Genomic DNA, 26,233 nt, shown 5'->3' on the forward strand with positions numbered 1-26,233 from the left:
TCACTCCTGGTTAAAGCAATAATGTAGTTGGCGCGGCTGCGGGCGAGTGCACATTAGGTACATAAAAGGCAATCTCTGTGCCTGGCTCCAGACGGCGGATATGTAATCCCTCACCGTAGAGCAGCTTAACGCGATGGTGCACATTCAACAGACCAATTTTATTGCCCGGCATTTCATTGGACTCGACCCGTTCAATCACTTTTGGGTCGATACCATGACCCGTGTCTCGTACGGCAATCCGTACCCGGTTGCCGCACTCCGCAACGCTGATAGTGACCACACCTTTCCCTTTGCAGGGCTGGATCCCATGGACGATAGCGTTCTCGACCAACGGCTGAATCAGCAGGCTGGGAATAAAACAGCTTACCTCTTCATCGATATCATAAATAACGGTCAGCTTGTCGCCAAAGCGGGCCTGTTCGATGGTGATGTAATCCTTGATTTGATACAGCTCTTTCTTGATGTCGATCTGCTCATCGTCTTTTAATTCAATATTATAGCGAAGATAGCGCGACAAATTAAAAATGAGCTGACGTGCGGTGTCCGGGTTAAGGCGTACCGACGATGAAATCGCGTTCAGGGCATTAAACAGAAAATGGGGATTTATTTTGCTTTGCAGCGCGCGTAGCTCTGCCTTATTTGCCATTTCTCGTAGTTGCTCTGCGCGGGAGACTTCAAGCTGGGTGGAGATGATTTGCGACAGACCGATCGCCATTTCCTGTAACGAGGAAGTGATTTGATGAGCGTGACAGTAGTAGATCTTCAGCGTGCCGGTCACGACGCCTTTCTCCCAAAGCGGGATCACCAGCATAGAGTGGATTTCCGGGGTGCGATGCGCTTCATCATTGTTTTTTATGATTATTTTACCGTGATTTATGGCTTCTTGCGTGGTAGGGCTGACGAAGTCATCGTTATCGCGGTAGTTGATCTCTCCGACGCCAACATAGGCCAGAACGTGCTGAGTATTGGTGATTGCAACCGCGTCAGCGTGGATATCGTGGCGAATAATTTCGCACACCTGACGTAACGACTCGCTGTTGACCTGGCGAAAGAGCGGCAGCGTTTTGTTGGCGATATCCAGCGCCAGCTTAGCCTGTTTTGCAGCGCTGGCTTCTTTCTCACCTTCAACGCTTTGTACCAGCATCACGATAAAACCAATACAGACGCTGCCGAGGATCATTGGAATACCGATTTTTGAGACAATATCCAGCCCCAGTTCGGTGGTGGGTGCCCAGGCGACGACCAGTATCATGGTCAGTGATTCGCACAGCATTCCGCCTAAAATACCCGCGCGCCAGTGCTGCGCTTTGGGGATCTTACGGTTGATCCACCCGGCAATACAGCCAGCCAGAATGCTGGTAATAAAGCAGGGTAGGGCAGTTACGCCGCCAATATCGATCAGGTAACGGTGGGTGCCTGCGATCAGCCCCGTAATAATGCCAACCCATGGACCGAACAGGATCCCTCCTGACATGACCGCGATAATACGCACATTGACCAGAGAACCTTCTACCGGTACGCCTGACCAGGTACTGAACAGGGCAAACATGGAGAAAATCGCGGTAACGGCGAGCAGTTCTTTTGGGGAGTGGGCTGACTTGTGCAACAGTTCGCGAAACAGGCGGATACGAATCAGGAAAAACAGACAGAACAGCATCAGTGCTGCCCGGTCAAATACCGCCAGCAGCATATTGAATATTTCGTGCACGGGTGACTCTTGCGCAAGGGTTAAACCACTATGATAGGTAACCTGAGGCAGGATGACCAGCACCCCCGCAGTTCAGAGCTAATGGGGAACAACCATAATATTAAAAGGGGATTGTTGCATGATTGTTGTATTTACAATACCTGTCCTGTGAGCACTGCGTTCAAGGTAATGTATTTAACAACAAAATGTTAAATGATGGTAATTTTTGGCGGGTTGTGAAAATGGTTATTTCCTCATTTTACTCAGCTGTTCCTCTTTTTCGTCAGGAAAAAATATTTTGTTTTGCCTCTCGACAGAAGGAAATTATTCAGGCTATTTTCTAAACGTGCCACCATCGTGGCAGCGTCGCTCGGACGGTCCGGGCGCTAACGTTAATCTGAGGATATTATGGCTGACTCCCGCCCTGAACGTCGCTTTACGCGTATTGATCGCCTTCCCCCGTACGTTTTTAACATCACCGCTGAACTGAAGATGGCTGCGCGTCGGCGCGGCGAAGATATTATCGATTTCAGTATGGGGAACCCGGATGGGGCCACGCCTCCTCACATTGTCGAAAAACTGTGTACCGTGGCTCAGCGCCCGGATACTCACGGTTATTCCACCTCACGCGGTATTCCGCGTTTGCGTCGGGCGATTTCCCGCTGGTACCAGGAACGCTATGACGTTGAGATCGATCCTGAATCTGAAGCCATTGTGACCATCGGTTCCAAAGAGGGGCTGGCGCACCTGATGCTGGCAACGCTCGATCACGGTGATACGGTCCTCGTGCCCAACCCAAGTTATCCCATCCATATCTATGGCGCGGTGATTGCCGGCGCGCAGGTGCGTTCAGTGCCGCTGGTTGAGGGTGTCGACTTCTTTAATGAGCTGGAACGCGCAATACGCGAAAGTTACCCGAAGCCGAAGATGATGATCTTAGGTTTCCCATCCAACCCGACCGCGCAGTGCGTCGAGCTGGAATTCTTTGAGAAAGTGGTGGCCCTGGCTAAACGCTATGACGTGCTGGTGGTTCACGACCTGGCCTACGCTGATATTGTTTATGACGGCTGGAAGGCGCCATCGATTATGCAGGTACCCGGCGCTCGCGACGTCGCTGTTGAATTTTTCACCCTGTCGAAAAGCTACAACATGGCGGGATGGCGTATCGGGTTTATGGTGGGCAACAAAACGCTGGTGAACGCGCTGGCGCGAATCAAGAGCTATCACGATTACGGGACCTTTACGCCACTGCAGGTTGCGGCAATTGCCGCGCTGGAAGGCGATCAGCAATGTGTACGGGATATCGCTGAGCAATATAAACGTCGTCGCGATGTGCTGGTCAAAGGACTGCATGAAGCAGGCTGGATGGTCGAGATGCCAAAGGCCTCAATGTACGTTTGGGCGAAAATTCCAGAGCAATACGCCGGGATGGGGTCACTTGAGTTTGCCAAGAAGCTGCTGAACGAAGCGAAGGTATGCGTTTCGCCAGGGATTGGGTTTGGTGATTATGGTGATACGCATGTGCGATTTGCATTGATTGAAAACCGTGACCGTACCCGCCAGGCTATTCGCGGCATCAAGGCGATGTTTCGCGCAGATGGCCTGTTACCGACCAGTGCAAAATCGACTTCTGAAAGTACCGACTGACAGAATGTTCCCCCAAAATGCAAAACAGGAGCCTGATGGCTCCTGTTTTTTTGCTGCGTCTTTTAATTTAGATCATCAGGGCGAAAGTACCGGCCCAAACGATGACCATAAAAGAAATGCCCATAAAGAAATATTTCACTTTTCATCTCTCCGCGTACCTGGGGTACGTCTAAATGAACATATGCTTACCTGACAGAGAGCTGATGCACTCGCAAACGAAAGGGAGAATACCCCTCATTTGCTTGGCTGCATCACCTCAGAATTCTGAGCTTTAATGCTCCAGACGGCGCTAATGTACGCCTAAAAATGAGGAGAGACAAGAGGCATTTTTTTATTTAATTTTAATAACTTACAACTGTCGTGATTCGGCGACAGTTTAATTTCTGCCGGTAATAAATTGCCATTGAGCGACGGAATGGTTACTCGGAGAATTCTCATATCGCCATGATGTTAATGCGGTTAATTTTTCGCGGAATGAGATAATGAAAAGGTTAAAAATGACCAGATTAATGATGCTAGCACTCGTTTTTACGCCATTGACGTCGATGGCGGCCTCACCGTTGGCGTTTAATTTCAGCTGCGCAAGTATTGGCGGCGTGAATAGTGATGGCAAAGGCAATGTTTGGATTGATGGCTCGAAGGCGACGGTGAAGGCCTTCAATGAAAATTACTGGGAAGCCAAAAGCGGGAACAATACGGTTTCTATTTCTCGTAAAGATGACGGGAATCCGGACGTTTCCTGGAGTGGGCCGAATCGAAAGCACGGGGTATGCCTGCCTGAAGATAATATTGACTTTTCTGGGGCCAAAAAATCGACCAGCACTGGACCCTCTTATTCCTGCGCTGCGGTAGCAAAGGGCAGTATCGAAGAGATTATCTGCCACAGTCCTTCGCTCTCAGAAATGGATTTAGCCTTAAACGGGGCCTACAAGCAGGCGCTGGTTAAATCGAGCAATAACCCGACGCTGAAAGCAGAGCAGCGCGGTTGGGTGAAAGGGCGTAACGAGTGCTGGAAGGAACAGGATAAATCAGCCTGCATCGCCCGCAACTACAGCGAGCGAATGGCTGAACTGCACAGCAAATGGGGCGTTAAGTAATTCAACCGTAGAAAAAAAGAAAGGCCTTACGGCCTTTCTTTTTAGATATACAACGAAGCTTCACCCATCGGGCGAGTTTTGAAGCGACGGTGGATCCAGAGATACTGCTCGGGTGCACGCATGATCTCTTTTTCGATAATTTTGTTCATATACGCCGCAGCCTGGCTTTCATCTGCCGGGTAACCCTCCATTTCTGGGGTGATGAACAGGCGGTAACCGGTGTTATCTGCTTTTCTCACCATGGTTACGGTCAGCATTGCTGCGCCCGATAATCGTGACAGCACGTAGGTACCGTTGGTGGTCGCCACGTCTTTGACTGCGAAGAAGGGGGCGAATGAACTCCCTTTACGACCATAGTCCTGATCGGGGGCAAACCACACTGCCTCGCCTTTTTTCAGGGCGCCGACAATACCACGCAGATTATTTCTGCCGATCATCGCCTTGTTGGAGCGCATACGACCGCGGGTTTGGATCCACTCCATCAACTTATTATTGTGCGGGCGATAGGTTGCCATCATTGGCTGGCAAAGCCCCATTACGCGACCACCCAACTCGAGCGACATAAAGTGTACGCCAACGACCATCACGCCACGATTTTGCATCTGAGCGCGCTTCAGGTTATCCAGCCCTTCTACATCAAACCATTTGCGCACCCGACGGTCCGGCCAGAACCAGGCCATACCTGTTTCAAGCAGCCCCATGCCGAGCGAACGGAAATTCTCATCGACCAGTTTGTCTCTTTCTTCTTGTGACAGATTTGGGAAACAGAGTTCGAGATTTTTACGTGCAATAGATTCACGGCGTTTTAAAAATGGACGAGCCAGCGTTCCTGTACGGGTACCAAGAAAACACAATACGGGATAGGGAAGCTGTACCAGTAACCAGAGCACACCAACACCAAACCATGTGAGCCAGTAGCGCGGATGCAAAAACGCGCGTGAAAATTTACATTGGGGGAACATAAGCACCTGTTGTTGATACGAAATAGATGTATCGCGAAGATTCTTTGCCTGTCGCTTTACACTCAGCACTGATCGTTAGGCCGCCATGAACGACATTGGTTCCTGTAAAGAGTGTAAAACTGAGTCAGGACAAAACCACGAGGGGGCATGAATGATCGGACGCACAATGTACACCCGAAAATTAATGTCAGCCAGAAATAATTACTCAAGATTCGTAAATGTTTTTAGGGCGATTAAGGGCAAAATTTCGCCTATATATAATTCGTTGTTTTTATGATGATTAAATAAACGACGGAGAAACAGTGTAATAGTAAGCGGTCGAATAATTTTTGTGAATAAAATGTTGCTCAAATTGCATGCAGATAGGAATTGTCTTAGAATATAAAGTTAAGGGAGTGTAAGGACTTACGTTAAGTTTACGGCAGACAGGAGGTATCGCTATGCTCTATTTCTGGACCTTTCTCATACTGAGCATTCTGTGCGTCAGTTGCTATATCTGGCAGGTTATAGGCGCTGCGGCGTCAATTAGCGCTTTTCTCGGCATGGCCATCCTTACGGCATTAATTTACGTTTTTACTATGCGGCTGACCAATGGTAACGAAATGGTAACTGGATTATTCCTGTTTCTTGCTCCGACATGTGGTTTGATCATTCGCTTTATGGTCGCGGATGGTAAGCAATAATTTGCAATGTTACGTTTAGCAATAAATTATCACTTTGAGTTATTTATTATTTATCTGAGTTTATCGAAGTGCCAGCATCGCTGGCACTTTTTTGTGAGACCGAAATGAATTACCGGGCATCCGCCAACTGGAGTGATGCTTCCTCTTGCTGAGCATTTTTTCGCTGTTGCTCAAGTTCCAGCGCACCGCGATGAGAGAGGTAGCAGAACAGGATGCAGCAAACAATACCCCCCATCAGCAGATAGAAACCGCCGTGCCACCCCATTTTGTCGACCATTACGCCAAACAGACTGGTGCCCAGCGATGCGCCAAAAATGTAGCTCATAAATCCGCGCAGTCCTACTGCAGAACCTACTGCGAAGCTGGGGACGATTTCCATCGTCTGAACAGAAGCGAGGAACTGTGGAACATAGATCAGGCAACCCACAATGGCGGCAAAAATAGTGACCATCAGCAGGGATTCACTTTTCCAGTAGCCGATCAAACAGACGAAAATCAGCGCCATACAAATCATGGCCAGCGGCATGCGACGGCCTTTAAACAGTTTATCGGTAAGCCAGCCCGCCAGTAATGTGGAAGGGATTGCCGCCCATTCAAAAAACAGAAAAGCGATGCTCATTTGCTCTTTCGAGAAATGTTTTTCGGTTAACAGATAAATAGGCAACCAGCTAATCATGCCAAAACGCACCATATAGACGAAGACATCTACCAGTGAAACATACCAGGCATTCTTATTACGCAGCACATAGGTGCAGAAGATCTGGAAGGCACTCATATTTTCTGGCGCCTGGTCAGTGTGTCGGGAATTTAATACTACTTTTTCTTCCGGCATCATTTGTTCCAGAGCCGGTAAGCCTTCCTGGCGCGGTGAACCTTTCCCCAGAATCAGCACAATAAAAGCAAACAGTACGGCAACACCGGCCGGGACAATATAGCTGGCGCTTTGCCAGTGCTCGCTCCCTAAAATGGCAAAGGCGGCACCAACAATCGGAGCGACAATACCACCGCCAACGTTGTGAGAAATATTCCAGAATGCGCCGACGCGTCCACGTTCTTTACGCGGAAACCAGTTGGCGATGGTAATAAATGAAGGACCAACGCCCATTCCCTGAAACAAACCGTTGAAAACGACCAGAGCGGCAAAAATCCAGAATCCGGTACTGAATCCTAAACCGACGTTTACGATGGCGCACAGAACCAGGCCGCATGCCATAAAGACCTTAGGGCTGGCCTTGTCTGCCAGACTACTCATAATGCCTTTACTGATCCCATAGGCAATAAGCATGCAGCTGCTGAGTAGACCAATTTGCGTGGCACTGAGATCCAGATGTTCTTTCAGGTACGGTGTTGATAGCGTGAAGTTATTACGCACAATATAGTACGCAAGATAGCCAAGAAATACGCTGAGTAATGCCTGAATGCGGTATCGGCCATAAGTTTCCTGGACTTTCTCCGCCGGGACTTTATTTGCCGCTGGCCCTGCCTTAAATATGGATAACATATCATCACCTAAATTTATATTGATGTGAATATCAGGATTTTTCGCAGTGAAGAGTGAAATAGACGGCAGAGAAACTCAAGTTGATGAAATGAGTCACTATTGACACAATTTGTGGATTGCGTGGCTGATTTTGACTCTTTTTAAATAATGGCTTTTCAATTCCATTCTTTTACGAACGCTTTTATCATCGGCGTGTGCGGATATTAACAAATTCAGACTGCGTTTTCGGGTATTCTTTACCGATGTCGTCACTTTCCGTTTGGTTATTCTACGAATAACCTTATTCTTCCCCCAGTCGGTGATAAACGGGTAAGTTTTGTCTCAATATTATTTTTTGCATATGTTGGTATTTATGAACGGGATCACAAACAGACTTTTGGGCCGGGGGCGTTGTTGGGCGTTCTCGCTCTGTTTTATGTCGTTGTCGGTGAGTTGCCTGGCGCAGGGTAAAGAGCTGGTAATGGCGACAACCTTTTCCCCTGGGGCAACGGCCTGGATTATTCAGCGTTGGCAGACTGAACCGGGGTCGGTGATGATTCGCACGTTAAACCGGACCAGCAGTTCGTTGGAGCAACTGCTGGATACCGCGAATGCGGAAAATGTTGATCTGATTTTGACCTCATCCCCTATGCTGTTGCAGCATCTGCAGGAGCATCAGAAGTTGGCGCCTTTCGAAAATGCGTTGCCGGAAAGCCAGCGGCTGGTGCCAGCCTCTATCCGTTCGACCTCCGTGGCAGTGGCGATATCTGGTTTTGGTCTGTTGATTAATCGTTCTGCTCTGGTGGCACGGCATCTGTCGCCCCCTGCCGACTGGGGGGATTTAACGCTGCCCAAATATCAGAACGCGCTGTTGATGAGTAGCCCATCGCGTTCGGATACCAACCATCTGATGGTTGAGTCATTGCTACAGCAAAAAGGGTGGGAAGCGGGGTGGGCGACGCTGCTGGCGAGTGCTGGAAATCTGGTGACGATTTCATCACGCAGTTTTGGCGTAGCCGACAAAATTAAGAGTGGCCTGGGCGTGGCGGGGCCGGTCATTGATAATTATGCCAACCTGTTGCTTAACGATCCTCACCTGGCTTTTACCTATTTTCCACGCTCGGCGGTATCGCCAACCTATGTTGCTGTTCTCAAGAACAGCCAGCACCCCAATGAAGCGCGTCGTTTTATCCGCTATTTGTTAAGCCCGGAGGGACAGCGGATCCTTGCTGATGCGAATACGGGGAAATATCCGGTAACGCAGCTCGCATCTGATAATCCCCGCGCTGCTCAGCAGGCTATTTTACTGAACCAGCCTCCGCTTAATTATCGGCTGATCCTTAAGCGACAACAGTTAGTCCAGCGGATGTTTGATACCGCCATCAGTTTCCGTCTTGCGCAACTGAAGGATGCATGGCGGGCACTATACAGTGCGGAAGCACGCCTGAAACGCCCGCTACCCGAAATCAGAGCCTTACTGACCAGCGTTCCGATAGATGCCAAAAGTAGTGAAGATGAAGCCTGGCTTGCGCAGTTTGATAATAAAAGCGTTGCCGAACAGCAGATGATGGAGTGGCAGCTCTGGTTTCTTAAAAACCAGCGTCAGGCGATATCAAAACTGGAAGAATTAAAATGAAAGGTGGATCGATACTGCAACGCCTTCGCCAACTCAGCATCAGCAGCAGTCTGCGGGGAGCCTTTCTAACGGGCGCATTACTGACGTTGAGCGTAAGCTGCGTCAGTTTATACTCCTGGCATGAGCAGAGCTCGCAGATACGCTATTCGCTTGATGATTACTTCCCGCGCGTGCATTCCGCTTTCTTGATTGAAGGAAATCTTAACCTGGTTGTGGACCAACTGAATGAATTCCTGCTGGCTCCCAATACGACGGTTAGGCTGCAACTGCGCAATCAGATAATCTCGCATCTGGATAAAATCGAAGTGCTGAGCAGGGGGTTGCAACCAGCAGAACAGCAGCAACTGGCGGTGATTTTGCAGGACAGCCGGGCGCTGATGGCGGAACTGGACCGGGTGCTCTACAACATGTTCCTTGTCCGCGAAAAAGTGAGCGAACTTTCCGCGCGCATTGATTGGCTACATGATGATTTTACTACTGAGCTGAATTCACTGGTGCAGGATTTTACCTGGCAGCAGGGGACGTTGCTGGATCAAATCGAGGCCAAAAATGGTGATGCGGCGCTGTATCTCAAACGTGCCCGAGAGGTGCAAAACGAGCAGCAGCAGGTCTACACCCTGGCAAGAATTGAAAACCAGATCGTTGATGATTTACGCGACAGGCTCAATGAACTGAAATCGGGTAGCGACGATGGCATGCTGGTGGAGAATCACATCCGCTACCTGGAAAATCTGAAGAAAACGGCGGATGAAAATATCCGCACCCTCGATGACTGGCCCAGCACTATCACACTGCGACAAACTATCGATGAGCTGCTGGAAATCGGGATGATGAAAAATAAAATGCCCGATACGATGCGCGATTATGTCGCAGCGCAAAAAGCGCTGGTTGATGCCAGTCATGCCAGAGAGGCTACGCTTGGGCGCTTTCGAACACTGCTGGAAGCGCAACTGGGGAGTAGCCATCAGCAAATGCAGACGTTTAACCAGCGGCTGGAACAAATTGTTCGCGTCAGCGGTGGACTTATCCTGCTGGCGACGCTGCTGGCGCTACTTCTCGCCTGGGGGCTTAACCACTACTTCATTCGCTCGCGTCTGGTGAAGCGTTTTACTGCGCTCAACCAGGCCGTGGTGCAAATTGGTCTTGGCAGAACGGATGCCTCTATCCCGGTATATGGACGCGATGAACTGGGGCGTATTGCAGGCTTACTGCGTCATACCCTGGGCCAGTTGAGTGCGCAAAAAAATCAGCTGGAGCAGGAAGTGACCGAACGCAAGGAGATTGAATCCGATCTTCGCGCAACGCAGGATGAGCTGATCCAGACGGCAAAACTGGCGGTGGTCGGCCAGACTATGACCACGCTGGCGCACGAGATTAATCAACCGCTGAATGCGCTGTCGATGTACCTGTTTACGGCAGGGAGGGCAATCGAACAGGGGCAACCCGCTCAGGCCAGAAGCACATTAACCAAAGCGGAGGGGCTGATTACTCGCATCGATGCCATTATCCGTTCACTGCGTCAGTTTGCGCGCCGGGCCGAGCCTGGCACGCCTCTGCATCCGGTCGATCTCCGACAAACGTTCAACGCTGCCTGGGAACTGTTGGCCATGCGACACAAGCCACAGCAGGGTACGCTGACGCTCCCAGACCGGGGCGTGTGGGTGGCTGGTGATGAAGTGCGTATCCAGCAGGTGCTGGTAAACGTCCTGGCAAATGCGCTGGATGCCTGTCCGGTTGCGGCGAAAATAGAGGTTCACTGGCAGACCGAAGGCAGCCGGTTGTGCGTATTTATCAGCGATAACGGCCCCGGTTGGCCTGGAGCATTATTACCATCACTGTTAAAACCGTTTACCACCAGTAAGGATGTTGGCCTCGGTATTGGCTTATCGATTTGTGTATCGTTAATGATGCAAATGAACGGCGAACTGCGCCTGGCGTCGACCCCGGGGCGCAATGCCTGCGTCGTTCTGCAATTTAATCTGACGGATGTAAACGATGTTGAGTGATGAATATTCTATTCTGCTTATTGATGATGATGCCGATGTTCTTGACGCTTACACCCTGTTGCTTGAACAGGAGGGATATCATGTATTCGCATGCAGTAACCCTTTTGATGCCCGAAATTGGCTGCAGGCCGACTGGCCAGGGATTGTCCTGAGCGACGTGTGTATGCCTGGCTGTAATGGCATCGACCTAATGACGTTGTTTCATCAGGATGACAATCAGCTTCCGATCCTGTTGATCACCGGACATGGCGATGTCCCGATGGCGGTGGACGCGGTGAAGAAAGGTGCGTGGGATTTTCTGCAAAAACCGGTTGATCCAGGCAAACTGCTGGTGTTGGTAGAGGATGCGTTGCGGCAGAGAAAATCTGTGATTGCACGTCGTCACTATTGCCAGCAAAAGCTCCAGGTTGAACTGGTCGGCTACAGCGACTGGGTTAATCAGTACCGCCAGCGCTTACGGCAACTGGCGGAAACGGATATTGCCGTCTGGTTTTATGGCGAGCCGGGAACGGGGCGTATGACCGGAGCCCGTTATTTGCATCAGCTTGGGCGCAGCGCTGAAGGACCGTTTATCCGCGGGGAATTGACGTTAGAGAATGCGGGGCAACTCAATGACCTTATTGCCCAGGCGCAAGGGGGAACGCTGGTCCTGAGCCATATTGAGTGCCTGACGCGCGAACAGCAGCACCAGCTGGTGCATTTGCAAAGCCAGGAGCGGCGTCCGTTTCGCTTAATTGGTATTGGCGCCACTTCGTTGGTGGAACTGGCGGCAACCAACCAGATTGTGGCCGAACTTTATTACTGTTTCGCGATGACGCAAATCGCTTGCCAGCCGTTGTCTCAGCGCCCGGATGATATTGAGCCGCTGTTTCGCCATTATCTGCAGAAAGCCTGTCTGCGCCTGAATCATCCCGTGCCCGAGGTTGACGGGGAATTACTAAAGGGAATGCGGCGTCGCGTGTGGTTAAGCAATGTTCGAGAGCTGGCCAATGCCGCCGAGCTTTTTGCCGTTGGGTTATTGCCACTGGCTGAAACCGCGAATCCACAGCTACATTTGCCCGAACCGACACCGCTCGATCGTCGCGTCGATGAGTACGAGCGACAGATCATTACCGAAGCGCTTAATATTCATCAGGGACGTATTAATGAAGTGGCGGAGTATTTACAAATTCCGCGTAAGAAACTGTATTTGCGCATGAGAAAATACGGACTGAGCAAGGAACACTATAAGTTTTAGCAGACGGCATGTGGGGAAGAATAGCGGTTGACGGTATTTCGGTGGCGGCGCTAGCGTTCACCGAAATACACGACGGAACTCTGGGTGATTATCGGGGTGTTTTTCTTACCACATCAAATCGTCAGGAATGACAAAATCAGCATACGGATCGTCTTCGTCCTTCGCTTCCTGGCTCAGTTCGCAATTGAGAACAATATAGCTTGCATCACGCTGGGCAATCTTGTCGGCGACAACAGCCGGGATAATGGCGTATTCGCTCTCGCTGCTGCTTTCAGCAGTCAGGCGGGCAATGGCCAGACGGCCCTTGATCAACTGAGACTGGGTTACCTTATCAACATAAACTTTTTTGATCAGGTTATTGTCAGTAAAGTTGTAACCAATATCGCCACGGGAAATGGTGATTTTGTTCATCTCGATCAGTTGCTTGATCTGCGCTTTGTATTCTTTAGACAATGCGGCCTGCTTCTGCTGTTCGCTGAGCTGCTTATCACGCTCGACCTGTGCTTTTTTATTTTCTTCAACCGCTTCTCTGGCTTCACGAGCCTGAACGCGCGATTTTTTCGCCGTTCTCTGCACTTTCGCCATTTTTTTGCTGCTGACCAGACCCGCTTTAAGCATCTGTTCTTGTAGGGTAAGTTTTGTCATTGTCGCTTCTAATCCAAAAAATCGTTGTAAGGATTATAACCTTAACGTTCGACGGGACGCCAGAATGATGGCCGCGCCATGGCTGTTATCTCGGGCTGCTGTCACTGTCCTGTGCTTCTCTCTCTTTTGAATCAGTTAATGATTACCTGATTTTTTAATAAAAAATAATATGCCAAATAAGTTAATAAAATGGACTATAGGTTTACAAATCCGTATTAGTCAGGGTTTTATTCTGATTGAAGTAATTAAATAGAGTTATTCTGGCAAAAATTTAATCTAAAAAACAAACGGTTGCCCATTGTTCAAATTTAAAGAGCCGCTTCTTTACGCCGATAACCGTAATGAATATGTGGATAATGGAGGGAAGTGGCATGTGGTGGGTTTATCGAATGCCGATGAAAATGAAGTTAATAATTGCGCTACAACCATTATTACTGGCGTTATGTTGGTTTGCTGGTTCAGGAATATTAACGCGCATTGAGACAGAACGGCAGATGGAGAATATTGCCCAACTGACAGCGCTCGCACGCAGTGCCGGAAATGTAGTGCATGAATTGCAAAAAGAACGCGGCATGAGTGTCGGGTTTCTGGGGGCTGAAGGGAAGACGTTCAAAGATGAGTTAAACGCACAGCGGACTTTGACCGATCGCGAGATCGAGATATTTGTGCGGTCACTGTCCGATACTGCCTTACCGGAAGGGGATGTCGCCACTTCTGTCGCTGCGTTTAAGAAAAATATTCTTTCGCTCGCTACCATCCGCGAAAACGTCACGCAGTTGGGGCTTCCGGCTTCAGATGTGGTTAAGTTTTATACCAACGTCATTGCTGATGTGCTGAATTTTGTGGGTAGATTGGGGCAGTTGACGGATTCTGGCGAGATGGCAAACGCATTTGCCGCCTACTACAACCTGCTGAATTTGAAAGAACAAGCGGGTATTGAACGGGCGCTGTTATCAAATATCTTTTCCTCCGGCCATTTCGCCGACGGACAGTTACATCAACTCAGTGATGTCGTCAGTAAACAGAACGTTTGGTTGGCAGAATCGTTACGCCTGAGTTCACCGGAACAGGCGGCCATGTTGAAAAGCCGCTTACAGTCAGCAGAAGCGTCAAAAGCCCTCTCATTTCGCGAGATCGCGTTTAACCATGTCGAGAACGGTGGATTTGGTGTCGATCCTACGGTCTGGTTTAAAGTACAAACCCAGCGTATTGAAGTGATGCGGCAGATAGAAAATGTGACGGCGAATCGTCTGTTGGCGAATGCAGAAAAACTCGCGCAGGATGCACGAAAAAACTGGCAAATATATATGGCTGTTAGCCTGTTAGCGCTCCTGGCATCATTGACGTTCGCTGGGGCCATCGCAATCAATATGCACCGTCAGTTTAGTGACACGCTACGCAAGATTGCGGGTATGAATGGCGATCTGACTCAACGTCTGGCGACCCCGGGCAAAGATGAGCTTTCCTCACTTAATCGTGCATATAACACGATGCTGGAAAGTATTCAGCATATCGTACAGGAGATTAAGCAAGGCTCCGTGGTTTTGTCCGATGCCAGTAGCAGTATTACGGCGGGAAATCAGGATCTGGCTCAACGTACAGATGAACAGGCTGCATCAATAGTAGAAGCTGTGGCCAGCATGGAGCAGCTATCAACTGCGATTACGCAAACGGCGGATAATGCCCGCGAAGCTGAGCATCTGACAATCAGACTGGAAAAAGAGGTCCGACAGGCCAGTAACGTTGCCAGTGCGGCGAACCAGAGCATGGGGGATATTCGCGCTTCCAGTGAGAAAATCTCGAATATTGTGACCTCGATTGATGATATTTCGTTTCAGACTAACTTACTGGCGCTGAATGCGGCAGTGGAAGCTGCTCGGGCAGGAGAGATGGGCAGGGGGTTTGCTGTCGTAGCCAGTGAAGTGAGAAATCTTTCGCAGCGTTGCGCCAAAGAGGCTAACCAAATCCGTGAGTTGGTCGCGCACAATATGGTCAAAATTAGTGAGGGTGTTGAGCGGGTTACTGCATCTGCTACCGCGCTGGAAGCCGCGGCGGATAATACCACCAGTATGAAGCAATATATTGCGGATATCGCTCGTGTGGCGACGGAGCAGTCACAAGGGGTAACCCAGATAAACCTGGCATTGCGACCGATGGAGCAGGTTACACAGCAAAATGCGGCGTTGGTATCTCAGGCTGCGAGCGACAGCCAGCGGCTGGACAATCTGTCGGCAACCATGAAGGATCTGGTTAACCGTTTTGTTGTCTGACGTGACGCCCTTTAACCGACCCGGACAACATACCGGGTCGGTTAAGTCTCATCGCCTTATTGTAAGTTGCGTTCTGTTAACGCTGGCTCAGAACAACTTTTCGCTGAGCGCATAATATGACTACTGACAGCTTAAAATCCAATTGTCTTGTCATGAGTTTTCGGGATTTAAGTTCTTTCATCGTAACACCGCGAATATGACCTTCATCTATCAGTTTCTTTATCTCTGCAGTGCTGAGTAAAAGCTGTCGCTTCAATATCGATAGCACATTAATCTGAAAAGAATGGGAAAGTTTGATGCTGACGGTGACGTTCTGGCCGCTGTTGATGCTGACCTGCCACTGTTCCTGAATACGAAAATCAGGTTTACCTGCAAGCTCAGCATTATTCCGGTTCAGGGTCGCTTTATCATTGGCAAAATAGTGAACTGTACTGGCATCGTTAGTGATAAATCGATGATACAGCTCGCGATTGATTTTGCTGACGTGAAGCCGTGAAAACAGCGAGATGTTCAATGTGTATTCGCAGTGGATGCATTTATAAATACTCCAGATATCGAGCACTTTCTTTTGCGAATTGACTCTGAATGCTCCGGAAGGTGCGAATTCGCGTTTTACATTACATGTTGGACAACGCTTAGCTATGCGCTGGTACCCGACAGGGGTGACAGTCCATGTGACTTTCATACCATACCTTTTTTAACCCAAATAAATTCGGATCCGTTTTGAACGAACCATCGTTTTTATGTGAGAAAAATATTTTTTAAATATTTTTCAGTGGGTTAAGAAAAGATTTCTAACACAGTGCCCCTTTCTGCCAACAAATGAATCTCGCGAGATTATCAGTGTGGATACACTCAAGTATATGAGTTCAATCAATATTTATTATGTTGCCCGGAGGGAGTGCAACTTATGGCGTCGGTCATCCTGGTAATTTCTTCCTGTAGGTATTCGAGGGGAGGTTGTTGAAAAGAGAAAGGGACTGACGTGAGTCACAGAGCATCCCCGCCTTTATGGCGGGGAAACATCATTAACGATAAATGGCTACAACAGGTTTTCCGTCATTACCTATGGTTCCCCGGTACATCCCTTCAGAGTTGAAGGACATGGTGTAATTACCTGCTTTATCAAGCACAATAACCCCACCGCTGCCATTCAGCGCCTTAACTTCATCCAGGGCATTCTGTGCTGCGTCCTTTAAAGGGATATTGCGGTATTTCACTTGGGCTGCAATGTTATAAGCGGTAAGCGTGCGGATAAACATTTCTCCTGAACCGGTTGCGGATACCGCCACGGTTTCATTGTCGGCATAATTACCTGCGCCAATGATAGGTGAATCTCCTACTCGTCCGTAACGTTTGTTGGTCATTCCGCCTGTAGACGTTCCGGCAGCCAGATTACCTTCTTTATCCAGTGCAACAGCACCGACAGTGCCATATTTATAGTCATACATCATCGGATCAGCAAACAGAGCTGCGCTCTTTCCGTCGTGATCCAGGAGCACTTTTTCTTTTTTAATTGCATTCTGTAATTGCTGCCAGCGAAAATCAGTTTTGAAATAAGCCGGATCAACGATTGCGAGTCCCTGTTCTTTTGCAAAGGTATCCGCGCCTGTCGAGACCATGAGAACATGTGGACTTTGCGTCATAACGGCATACGCCGCATTAATTGGGTTTTTAACAGTGGTTACACCGGCAACGGCACCGGCTTTTCGGCTTTTCCCGTCCATAATGGACGCATCCAGTTCATTGCGGCCATCGTGGGTAAACACGGCGCCTTTACCTGCGTTGAAGAGAGGGGAATCCTCCATAACATTAATCGCTTTCTGAACGGCTTCCAGGCTGCTACCGCCTTTATTCAAAACGGCATAGCCAGCATTCAGAGCTTCAGTGAGTTTTTCTGTATACTGCTTTTCTTGTTCTGGTGTGATGGTATCTTTTGTAATAGTACCGGCACCACCATGGATCACCAGCCGTATCGGCGATTGCGTGTCTCCCCATGCGGGAGTAGTTAGTAAGGTACATAGGGTCAAGGTAGCGATACAGGTCTTGATTCTGATCATATGAATAAATTCCTTTTTTCTAGGCGATGAATCATTTCGGACAATGTCACCGGTAATTTTTATTGTTACCGGTATTAACCAGCCTGCTTGGGAGTAGCTTCCCTGATGAGTAGGCTAAAAATTAATCATAGCTATATTTCAATAGTCATAATTCATGTGAATTGATTTTAGTCATAAAATATTTTTAATGATTGATTTACCAAATAATGAAGCGTTTCCGCAGAAGTTTCTCTCATTCCACTGACAATGCCTGCAGCCTGTCGGTGGTAAAGTGAGCAACCAATACCGAAATCTGGCCAGAAGGGAATTCAGTGTGACCGAGCGTATTGATTATCAGGCTGAAAAATACAGTTTTACTGAGGCGAGAGAGTGTTCCCGTCTTACCGGCCAGTGGGCTGATGTTATTGCTGAATGCCGGGAAATGAAGGCGGGGCCCCAAGAACGTCTGCGTATTGCTTTATTGAATGTGGACTACGTGACCAGCTTTGAGCTGCCTTTCCGCCTGTTATTACTCCGTACCCCGCAACTGATTGCCAGTGTGCGTGAAGAGCTGCAGCTTAGTCAGAAAAACGTCATCTTTAACGGCAAACGCTTTGGCTGTGTTTACAGCCTGAAAGCGAGTCTCGGCGGGATCCCGGATGAATTTCAGTACCACCTGTCACATCGCATCCGGCGCATTAGTCCTGCAGGTTCAAGCGAAGCGCCATATCAGCAGATTGCTAAAACAGTAAAAGCGCCGCGTGAACGTCTGAAGCTGGCACTGGAATCGGGCCTTGATGTTACTGCGCTGGACGGGCTTTTCTGGTTTGGCAGCCAGCGTATTGCCGCTGATGTGTTGAGGCTGAGAAAAGCAGGGATGCGGATAGCGACAAAGCAGACAATGGTGTCCGACAATCTTACTGCAACAGTGAGGAATGTGCCGTTTTACCGCCTGGCCCAGGGATGAACTGACTGGTAAATGAAAGAATTTTGACTGGATGCCTAAGAATTCATGGTGTCCCCTGCAGGAATCGAACCTGCAACTAGCCCTTAGGAGGGGCTCGTTATATCCATTTAACTAAGGGGACGAAGCGGCACGAGTATAGCGTTTTTTACTCACAACGGTAAGTCTCAAGCCGCCCGACTGCTCAAACAGTCACCATTCAGGCCTGTTTTTTCTGGTTTTTCTGCGTTTGCTCATCACGCTTTGCTTGCAACCGGGCTTCTTCCTTGCGTTTGTTGCTCATATCATTGCGGATCTGCGCATGGCTCATTAGCGCGAAAATAAACGTTCCGCCACAGATATTCCCGGCGAGCGTTGGTAGCGCAAAGGGCCAGAAAAAATCACTCCAGTGCAGCGTGCCATTAAAGACCAAATAGAGAATTTCCACCGAGCCGACGACGATATGCGTGGTATCACCTAACGCAATCAGCCAGGTCATCAGAATAATGACCACAATTTTTGCCGCTCCGGCGGCGGGGAACATCCACACCATCGTGGCAATTAACCAGCCAGAAATGATGGCGTTGGAAAACATCTCCACAGGAGTGTTTTTCATCACATCCATACCAATTTTCACGAAGGCATCGCGGGTCTCTTCATCAAAAATCGGCATATGTTCAAAGGCCCATGCGGCAACCCCGGTGCCAATAATATTACCCAGCAGCACCACGCTCCACAGGCGCATCAACAGGCCAAAATTGCCGAGGGTAGGGTTTTGCATCACCGGCAGTACAGCGGTGACGGTATTTTCGGTAAAAAGTTGCTGGCGGGCCATAATGACAATAATAAAGCCGAAGGTATAACCGAGGTTCTCGAGTAAAAATCCCCCTGGCACGCCTTCCAGCTGTACGTGAAAAATCCCTTTTGCCAGTAGCGAGGCTCCCATCGACAGTCCTGCTGCGATGGCTGACCACAGTAGCGCCATCGCGTCACGCTCCATCTCTTTCTCCCCATCCTGGCGAATATGTTCATGGATTGCCATGGCGCGGGAGGGGAGTCTGTCCTCATCAAGCTCTATCTTTTTTCCTGTTAGCTTTTCATCGCTTTCCACCTCGAGTTCGTCGCTGTGTCGATCAATCTTATCTTTCTTGATGTCATTCATGGCCGAATCCTGAATAAGCACGTATTGCTAAAGCGTAGCGGCTTTTGTCTGAAAATCAGCGGGAGAAAGTCTGAGATAGCAAAAATAGTAACGTTTGTTTTTATCGGGTTAGTTAGAATAGAACCGCCGCGGAGTGCGCATTACCAGGCTATGATCAAATCAGTAAGACAGGGTATATAGACATCATTTGACGTGCTGTTACAATCGCTCACATCTAAACAGGCGGATACGTCATCGTTCCGTCATGGATGGCAATCAGCGATAGCCATAAAACACAGGGAGACACTTATGAAGCTTCGCCTGTCGGCGCTTGCGCTGGGAACCACACTTTTGGTGGGGTGTGCGAGCTCCGGTACTGAACAGCAGGGGCGTTCGGATCCATTTGAAGGGTTCAACCGCACCATGTACAACTTCAACTTTAATGTTTTAGATCCATACGTTGTTAGACCCGTAGCTGTTGCCTGGCGTGACTATGTTCCGCAGCCGGCGCGTAATGGTTTAAGCAACTTTACGGGGAACCTTGAAGAGCCGGCCGTCATGGTCAACTATTTCCTGCAAGGCGATCCTTATCAGGGGATGGTGCACTTTACCCGTTTCTTCCTGAATACCCTGTTAGGTATGGGCGGCTTTATCGATGTGGCAGGTATGGCTAATCCGAAGTTGCAGCGCGTTGAACCACACCGCTTTGGCAGTACGTTAGGCCACTATGATGTTGGTTACGGGCCGTATATGCAGCTTCCGTTCTACGGTAGTTTCACGCTGCGTGATGACGGCGGCGATATGGTCGATACGCTGTATCCGGTACTGTCCTGGCTGACCTGGCCGTTGTCGATAGGCAAATGGACGGTTGAAGGGATTGAAACTCGTGCGCAATTGCTCGACTCTGATGGTCTGCTGCGTCAGTCTTCCGATCCTTACATCATGGTGCGTGAAGCTTACTTCCAGCGTCATGACTTTATTGCGAACGGCGGGAAACTCAAACCAGAAGAAAACCCGAACGCGAAAGATATTCAGGATGATTTAAAAGAGATCGATTCTGAGTAAGGAATTGGGCAAATAAAAAGGTGAGCTAAAAAGCTCACCTTTTTTACGTCTGAAGAAAATCAGAATGCGTAGTTCAAGTTCATACCGTACAACCAGGCTTTCCCTTCAGATTCAAAGGAGTATGGGCCTTCTTCGAATTTCACTTTCTGACCGTGCATATAAGAGATACCAACATCCAACGATGCATCCTTATTAAAGGCGTAGGTTGTACCCGCGCTCAGCCAGAAGCGGTCCTGATCCGGAATAGAGATGGAACGACGGTTTGCCGGAACCGGGCTATCATCAAAGGCGATACCGGTACGGAACGTCCAGGTATCATCATAGTAATAGGTAGTACCGAGCGCGATGCGATAGGAGTCTTTGAAGCCTTCTTCTTTATAGAACAAGGTTTGGCCGTTGTTGCCTTTTGCTTTCAGCTCCTGGAACTGACTCCAGCTGGTATAAGCCATGCTGTAGTGAACCGCCCACTGTGGTGCAACGCGGTTATAGCCTGAAAACTCCCACATTTCTGGCAGGTTCAGATCAAGTGAACCATCGATCGTACTGCCGTTGGTTCCTGCTGGCAGGCTGGCGAACACCGGACGCAACTGCGCAGGAATACGGTCCATTGATGGCAGATTGCTGCGGTAATCACCGTTGAAGTCAATTTTTACTTCAGAACGGTAGGTGAAACCGTAGCGGTTATCTTTATCTACTTCATAAAGAAGGCCAGCATTCCAACCGAAGCCCCACTCGTCACCTTTCAGGCGCGCAATCTGTGTATCTGCCGGATATTGCGCGGCCAGTGATGGAGGGATTCTGCCCCCGGAGCCTGCAACGATCTGCTGTGGTAAATCGCCAGCATAGCGTTCAAGCTTCGCTTTTGCATAGACGGCGTTTAAACCGAGACCGAAGCTAAAATGATTGTTCAGGCGATAAGCACCGCTCAGGTTTAGATTGAGCGTTTCCAGATCGGTTTTCCCGCCCATCGAGCCTGCTGTGTAATTATTGTTAAACTCCGTAGCCAGGCCGTAGTTAGAGGTGACTGAGGCCCCCCAACCAAACTGATCGTTAATTGGAGCAACAAAATGCACGTTCGGTATCCAGGCTGTTGGGGCGATATTATCCTGGCTGGCGTCATTGCCAATACGCGAGCGACCGGAAATATCTACATCTGGGTCAACGAAAATTGCACCTGCTGAGAAAGTAGGGCGATCGAACATCATAATTAGTGCCGGGTTACGACTGGCGTTACCTGCATCATCTGCAATTGCGCCTTCACCCGAATATGCCCGGCCAAGGCCAGAGGAAGAAAATTCGTTTAACTGAAAGCCTGCAGACCAGGCCTGTGTGGAGATAATTGCCACTGCGACTGCGAGAGCAGACTTTGTAAACAGGGTTTTCTGGCTCATGACCATAACCTCATAGATTTATTTTTATACAAACAATGTTACATGCCGTAACAGGAGCGCGAAGTGTAGGGTCTGAGGTACGACTTAGAAATCAGACCAGTGGCGTGAGTATAGGTCGGACCAGCTGGAATGTTGCAAGTATGTTTATAAATATTTTCAAATTTGATCAGAGAAACGCGATCCAGCTGGCAAAATTGCGGGGGTGCGCACTCACCTGTTTGGGCGATTTTTGTTTTAGATCATTTTTAAGTGTGATTTCGGTCACTTATCGCATTTCATACAATTAACGACTGGAGAGGCGAATAATGGGAGCGTAAAATATCCCTATCGTTTATCTGGCACCTCAGGTGCGAATACAGAGGAAATCTACAATGAGTAAATGCAGTGCTGATGAAACCCCGGTTTGCTGCTGTATGGATGTTGGCACCATCATGGACAACTCCGATTGCACCGCGTCCTACAGCCGTGTGTTCGCGAATCGCGCAGAGGCAGAAGAAACGCTGGCCGCTCTTACCGAAAAGGCGCGTGGCGTGGAATCTGAGCCTTGCCAAATCACCTCGACCTTTACTGAAGAGTCAGAAGGTGTGCGTCTGGATATCGACTTTGTTTTTGCCTGTGAAGCTGAAACGCTGATCTTCCAGCTGGGCCTGCGTTAATCCCCCTCTGCAAAAGCCCTTGCTATCAGATAGCAAGGGCTTTTTCGTAACTGTCAGTGATTATTCACTGTGTCTTAGCTCCCACTTTCTTTTCTCTCCGCTTGGCTAAATGTAAAAAATTGGTTAAGACTATGATCAGGTCAGACCACTTATTTTATTTTTTTACAGGGGAGTGTTATGAGTCAGGCTTTACCGCTGGTTACCCGCCAGGGCGACCGTATTGCCATTGTAAGTGGGTTGCGTACGCCATTTGCTCGTCAGGCTACCGCGTTTCATGGCATTCCCGCCGTTGATTTAGGAAAAATGGTCGTCGGTGAGCTGCTGGCGCGCAGCGAAATACCTGCTGATGTGATTGAGCAACTGGTTTTTGGTCAGGTGGTGCAAATGCCTGAAGCGCCAAATATTGCTCGTGAAATCGTGCTGGGAACCGGCATGAATGTGCATACGGATGCCTATAGCGTAAGCCGAGCCTGCGCGACCAGTTTTCAGGCAGTGGCGAATGTCGCGGAAAGCCTGATGGCGGGGTCTATTCGTGCGGGAATTGCGGGTGGTGCGGACTCCTCGTCAGTCTTGCCTATTGGCGTTAGTAAAAAGCTGGCGCGGGTGCTGGTGGATGTCAATAAGGCCCGGACTACCGGTCAACGCCTTAAACTCTTTTCCCGACTGCGTTTACGTGATCTGATGCCTGTGCCGCCAGCCGTCGCTGAGTATTCCACCGGTTTGCGTATGGGGGATACGGCTGAGCAAATGGCCAAAACCTATGGTATTACCCGAGAACAGCAGGACGCTCTGGCGCACCGCTCTCATCAGCGTGCCGCTCAGGCGTGGGCTGAGGGAAAGCTGGCAGATGAGGTAATGACTACCTACGCGCCACCGTTTAAAGATCCTTTTTCAGAAGATAACAATATTCGCGGTAACTCTACGCTGGCCGATTACGCCAAACTACGTCCGGCGTTTGACCGCAAGCACGGCACTGTCACCGCAGCAAACAGTACCCCACTGACGGACGGTGCAGCCGCCGTGATCATGATGACGGAGTCGCGTGCGAAAGAGTTGGGGCTGGTGCCGCTGGGATACCTGCGTAGTTTTGCTTTTACCGCCATCGATGTCTGGCAGGACATGCTGCTGGGACCTGCGTGGTCAACGCCGCTTGCCCTGGAGAGAGCGGGTCTGACCATGGCAGATTTAACCCTAATCGATATGCATGAAGCCTTTGCCGCTCAAACGCTGGCGAATATTCAGTTGCTGGGTAGCGAACGTTTTGCCCGCGACGTGCTGGGCAGAGCACATGCCACTGGCGAAGTTGATGACAGTAAATTTAACGTGCTGGGTGGATCGATTGCCTATGGACACCCCTTCGCCGCCACTGGTGCGCGCATGATTACCCAAACCCTCCATGAGTTACGACGTCGTGGCGGTGGTTTTGGTTTAGTGACCGCCTGTGCAGCTGGTGGTTTGGGTGCAGCTATGGTTCTGGAGGCGGAATAATGGAAATGGCATCGGCTTTTACACTAAACGTACGTCTGGATAACGTTGCTGTTGTCACCATTGATGTGCCCGGAGAGAAAATGAACACCCTGAAAGCGGAGTTTGCTTCTCAGGTACGGGCCATTCTGAAACAAATTCGCGATAACAGAGCATTGCGCGGCGTGGTGTTTATTTCGGCTAAACCCGATAACTTCATTGCCGGGGCGGATATCAACATGATTGGTAGCTGTCGCAGCGCGCAGGAAGCCGAAACGTTGGCCCGTCAGGGGCAGCAGATGATGGCTGAAATCAATGCCTTGCCGATCCCGGTTATCGCCGCGATTCATGGCGCATGCCTCGGCGGTGGCCTGGAGATGGCGCTGGCGTGCCACAACCGTATTTGTACCGATGATGTTAAAACCGTACTGGGTTTACCGGAAGTACAGCTTGGCTTGTTGCCCGGCTCCGGTGGTACGCAGCGGCTGCCGCGCCTGATTGGCGTCAGTACCGCACTGGATATGATCCTCACCGGAAAACAATTACGCGCAAAACAGGCGCTGAAAGTTGGTTTAGTGGATGAAGTTGTACCGCATTCCATTTTGCTGGAAGCAGCCGTTGAACTGGCTAAAAAGGACAGTTCTGCGCATCGAACACTGCCCGTGAGAGAGCGAGTGTTGGCGGGCCCGCTGGGGCGGGCGCTGTTGTTCCGCATGGCCAGTAAAAAGACGGTGCAAAAAACGCAAGGTAACTACCCTGCAACAGAACGTATCCTTGAGGTCATCGAAACCGGGCTAGCGCAAGGCAGCAGTAGCGGTTACGACGCTGAGGCCCGCGCGTTTGGTGAACTGGTGATGACATCCCAGTCTCAGGCGCTACGGCACATCTTTTTTGCCAACACCGATGTGAAAAAAGATCCCGGAAGTGATGCGAAACCTGGCCCGCTAAACAGCGTAGGTATTTTGGGGGGCGGTCTGATGGGCGGTGGTATTGCCTACGTGACGGCCTGTAAAGGCGGCTTGCCTGTGCGCATCAAAGATATAAACGCTAAGGGAATCAACCACGCGCTGAAGTACAGCTGGGATCAGCTTGAAACGAAGGTTCGCCGCCGTCATATCAAAGCCAGCGAACGCGATAAACAACTGGCGCTGATTTCGGGATCAATCGACTACCGTGGCTTTGCGCATCGCGATCTAATTATTGAAGCCGTGTTTGAAGATCTGTCGCTAAAACAACGGATGGTGACAGAAGTTGAGCAAAATTGCGCACCTCATACCATTTTTGCTTCTAACACCTCATCTTTGCCCATTGGCGATATTGCTGCGAACGCTGCAAGGCCCGAACAAGTGATTGGTTTACACTTTTTTAGTCCGGTGGAAAAAATGCCGTTGGTCGAAGTGATCCCGCATGCCACGACCTCTGAGCAGACGATTGCAACTACCGTTAAGTTAGCGAAAAAACAGGGTAAAACGCCGATAGTGGTCAGAGATAAGGCCGGCTTTTACGTTAACCGCATTTTAGCGCCTTATATTAACGAAGCGATTCGCATGTTGACCGAAGGCGAGCGGGTCGAAACCATAGACGCCGCGCTGGTTAAGTTTGGTTTTCCAGTTGGGCCAATCCAACTTTTGGATGAGGTCGGAATTGATACGGGCACTAAAATTATACCAGTGCTTGAGGCTGCATATGGAGAACGTTTTAGCGCGCCTGCAAATGTTGTTGCTTCAATTTTGAATGACGATCGCAAAGGTAGAAAAAATGGTCGCGGTTTCTATCTTTATGGTGCGAAAGGGCGTAAAAGCAAAAAACAGGTCGACCCTGCAATTTATACGCTTATTGGCGTCCAGAGTCAGGGCCGACTTACCGCTGCGCAGATAGCAGAGCGGTGCGTTATGTTAATGCTCAATGAAGCAGCCCGTTGTTTCGACGAGAAGATAGTCCGCAGCGCACGTGATGGCGACATCGGCGCTGTATTTGGTATTGGTTTTCCGCCATTCCTCGGCGGCCCGTTCCGGTATATGGATTCTCTCGGCGCGGGTGAAGTGGTTGCGGTTCTGCAACGGCTGACCACGCAGTACGGCTCGCGGTTTACACCGTGTGAGCAGTTATTGCAGATGGCGGAACGCAGTGAAAGATTCTGGAATATTGGGGAAACTGACCTGAATTCATGAGGTCAAAGGTAGG

Annotated in this window: 21 protein-coding genes and 1 tRNA gene; 12 read left to right on the forward strand and 10 right to left on the reverse strand. The window is 49.6% G+C overall.

The window, feature by feature from the left end:
• Nucleotides 1–10 precede the first annotated feature (10 nt).
• Nucleotides 11–1,708, reverse strand: coding sequence for a sensor histidine kinase (locus SK38_RS00965; protein WP_008785387.1), 1,698 nt, complete (start codon nucleotides 1,706–1,708; stop codon nucleotides 11–13).
• Nucleotides 1,709–2,095: 387 nt separating this feature from the next.
• Between SK38_RS00965 and alaC the strand changes: the two genes are divergently transcribed.
• Nucleotides 2,096–3,334, forward strand: a complete 1,239-nt coding sequence (alaC, locus tag SK38_RS00970) for an alanine transaminase (RefSeq protein WP_008785386.1) — start codon at nucleotides 2,096–2,098, stop codon at nucleotides 3,332–3,334.
• A gap of 67 nt (nucleotides 3,335–3,401) precedes the next feature.
• On the opposite strand, the gene ypdK is transcribed toward alaC, so the two are convergent.
• Entirely contained in the window at nucleotides 3,402–3,473 is a 72-nt protein-coding gene (gene ypdK / locus SK38_RS24855; RefSeq protein ID WP_010723117.1) for a membrane protein YpdK, read from the reverse strand.
• A gap of 343 nt (nucleotides 3,474–3,816) precedes the next feature.
• Here ypdK and SK38_RS00975 point away from each other — a divergent pair, with 343 nt between their 5' ends.
• A complete protein-coding gene (locus tag SK38_RS00975) occupies nucleotides 3,817–4,431 on the forward strand; it encodes a lysozyme inhibitor LprI family protein (RefSeq protein ID WP_048234791.1) in 615 nt (204 codons plus the stop codon).
• 41 nt (nucleotides 4,432–4,472) lie between these two features.
• Here the strand turns inward: SK38_RS00975 and lpxP are convergent, their stop codons facing one another.
• Entirely contained in the window at nucleotides 4,473–5,393 is a 921-nt protein-coding gene (lpxP, locus tag SK38_RS00980; protein ID WP_020996694.1) for a kdo(2)-lipid IV(A) palmitoleoyltransferase, read from the reverse strand.
• 440 nt (nucleotides 5,394–5,833) lie between these two features.
• Here lpxP and SK38_RS00985 point away from each other — a divergent pair, with 440 nt between their 5' ends.
• Entirely contained in the window at nucleotides 5,834–6,076 is a 243-nt protein-coding gene (locus SK38_RS00985; RefSeq protein ID WP_008785383.1) for a DUF2545 family protein, read from the forward strand.
• Between the two features lie 109 nt (nucleotides 6,077–6,185).
• On the opposite strand, the gene pgtP is transcribed toward SK38_RS00985, so the two are convergent.
• Nucleotides 6,186–7,577 (reverse strand): phosphoglycerate transporter PgtP, encoded by a 1,392-nt coding sequence (gene pgtP / locus SK38_RS00990; RefSeq protein ID WP_048234793.1) that lies wholly within the window; start codon nucleotides 7,575–7,577, stop codon nucleotides 6,186–6,188.
• A gap of 415 nt (nucleotides 7,578–7,992) precedes the next feature.
• On the opposite strand from pgtP, the gene pgtC reads away from it, so the two are divergent.
• From pgtC to pgtA, 3 genes are read left to right on the forward strand one after another with little or no spacing between them, the layout of a single operon-like run.
• Entirely contained in the window at nucleotides 7,993–9,192 is a 1,200-nt protein-coding gene (pgtC, locus tag SK38_RS00995; RefSeq protein ID WP_156183265.1) for a phosphoglycerate transport regulator PgtC, read from the forward strand.
• Between the two features lie 11 nt (nucleotides 9,193–9,203).
• Nucleotides 9,204–11,198: a two-component system sensor histidine kinase PgtB gene (gene pgtB / locus SK38_RS01000; RefSeq protein WP_172111188.1), complete on the forward strand. Its 1,995-nt coding sequence runs from the start codon at nucleotides 9,204–9,206 to the stop codon at nucleotides 11,196–11,198.
• Complete coding sequence (gene pgtA, locus SK38_RS01005; protein WP_048234796.1) at nucleotides 11,188–12,435, forward strand: two-component system response regulator PgtA; 1,248 nt, start codon at nucleotides 11,188–11,190, stop codon at nucleotides 12,433–12,435. The genes pgtB and pgtA overlap by 11 nt, the downstream gene beginning before the upstream one ends.
• Before the next feature lie 105 nt (nucleotides 12,436–12,540).
• On the opposite strand, the gene SK38_RS01010 is transcribed toward pgtA, so the two are convergent.
• Complete coding sequence (locus tag SK38_RS01010) at nucleotides 12,541–13,080, reverse strand: DUF2058 domain-containing protein (protein ID WP_020996692.1); 540 nt, start codon at nucleotides 13,078–13,080, stop codon at nucleotides 12,541–12,543.
• Between the two features lie 371 nt (nucleotides 13,081–13,451).
• Between SK38_RS01010 and SK38_RS01015 the strand changes: the two genes are divergently transcribed.
• Complete coding sequence (locus SK38_RS01015; RefSeq protein ID WP_048234798.1) at nucleotides 13,452–15,350, forward strand: methyl-accepting chemotaxis protein; 1,899 nt, start codon at nucleotides 13,452–13,454, stop codon at nucleotides 15,348–15,350.
• Nucleotides 15,351–15,426: 76 nt separating this feature from the next.
• Here the strand turns inward: SK38_RS01015 and SK38_RS23450 are convergent, their stop codons facing one another.
• Both SK38_RS23450 and SK38_RS01025 read right to left on the reverse strand, forming a co-directional pair.
• On the reverse strand, nucleotides 15,427–16,035 hold the full coding sequence (locus tag SK38_RS23450) for a DUF1062 domain-containing protein (RefSeq protein WP_075553021.1): 609 nt from the start codon (nucleotides 16,033–16,035) through the stop codon (nucleotides 15,427–15,429).
• Nucleotides 16,036–16,378: 343 nt separating this feature from the next.
• Nucleotides 16,379–17,410, reverse strand: a complete 1,032-nt coding sequence (locus SK38_RS01025) for an isoaspartyl peptidase/L-asparaginase family protein (protein ID WP_048234803.1) — start codon at nucleotides 17,408–17,410, stop codon at nucleotides 16,379–16,381.
• A 313-nt stretch (nucleotides 17,411–17,723) separates the two neighbouring features.
• Between SK38_RS01025 and SK38_RS01030 the strand changes: the two genes are divergently transcribed.
• Nucleotides 17,724–18,356 (forward strand): ECs1377 family protein, encoded by a 633-nt coding sequence (locus SK38_RS01030; RefSeq protein WP_048234804.1) that lies wholly within the window; start codon nucleotides 17,724–17,726, stop codon nucleotides 18,354–18,356.
• A 46-nt stretch (nucleotides 18,357–18,402) separates the two neighbouring features.
• Here SK38_RS01030 and SK38_RS01035 read toward each other — a convergent pair.
• Both SK38_RS01035 and SK38_RS01040 read right to left on the reverse strand, forming a co-directional pair.
• Nucleotides 18,403–18,477 (reverse strand) — tRNA-Arg (locus SK38_RS01035).
• A gap of 75 nt (nucleotides 18,478–18,552) precedes the next feature.
• Entirely contained in the window at nucleotides 18,553–19,494 is a 942-nt protein-coding gene (locus tag SK38_RS01040) for a formate/nitrite transporter family protein (RefSeq protein WP_046670109.1), read from the reverse strand.
• Between the two features lie 288 nt (nucleotides 19,495–19,782).
• On the opposite strand from SK38_RS01040, the gene mlaA reads away from it, so the two are divergent.
• Nucleotides 19,783–20,538, forward strand: a complete 756-nt coding sequence (mlaA, locus tag SK38_RS01045) for a phospholipid-binding lipoprotein MlaA (RefSeq protein WP_003028190.1) — start codon at nucleotides 19,783–19,785, stop codon at nucleotides 20,536–20,538.
• A 59-nt stretch (nucleotides 20,539–20,597) separates the two neighbouring features.
• Here mlaA and fadL read toward each other — a convergent pair whose 3' ends face one another.
• Nucleotides 20,598–21,929, reverse strand: a complete 1,332-nt coding sequence (fadL, locus tag SK38_RS01050) for a long-chain fatty acid transporter FadL (protein WP_020996688.1) — start codon at nucleotides 21,927–21,929, stop codon at nucleotides 20,598–20,600.
• 371 nt (nucleotides 21,930–22,300) lie between these two features.
• Between fadL and SK38_RS01055 the strand changes: the two genes are divergently transcribed.
• The 3 genes from SK38_RS01055 to fadJ all read left to right on the forward strand — a co-directional run bounded on the left by SK38_RS01055 (nucleotide 22,301) and on the right by fadJ (nucleotide 26,220).
• Complete coding sequence (locus SK38_RS01055) at nucleotides 22,301–22,585, forward strand: YfcZ/YiiS family protein (protein WP_003834838.1); 285 nt, start codon at nucleotides 22,301–22,303, stop codon at nucleotides 22,583–22,585.
• Between the two features lie 177 nt (nucleotides 22,586–22,762).
• On the forward strand, nucleotides 22,763–24,073 hold the full coding sequence (gene fadI / locus SK38_RS01060; protein ID WP_008785369.1) for an acetyl-CoA C-acyltransferase FadI: 1,311 nt from the start codon (nucleotides 22,763–22,765) through the stop codon (nucleotides 24,071–24,073).
• Nucleotides 24,073–26,220 (forward strand): fatty acid oxidation complex subunit alpha FadJ, encoded by a 2,148-nt coding sequence (gene fadJ, locus SK38_RS01065; protein ID WP_048234806.1) that lies wholly within the window; start codon nucleotides 24,073–24,075, stop codon nucleotides 26,218–26,220. Before fadI ends, fadJ begins: the two co-directional genes overlap by 1 nt.
• The last annotated feature ends 13 nt before the right edge of the window (nucleotides 26,221–26,233 follow it).

Origin of the sequence: Citrobacter sp. MGH110 (genome assembly GCF_001037515.1) — a bacterium.
GTDB classification, from domain to species: domain Bacteria; phylum Pseudomonadota; class Gammaproteobacteria; order Enterobacterales; family Enterobacteriaceae; genus Citrobacter; species Citrobacter portucalensis.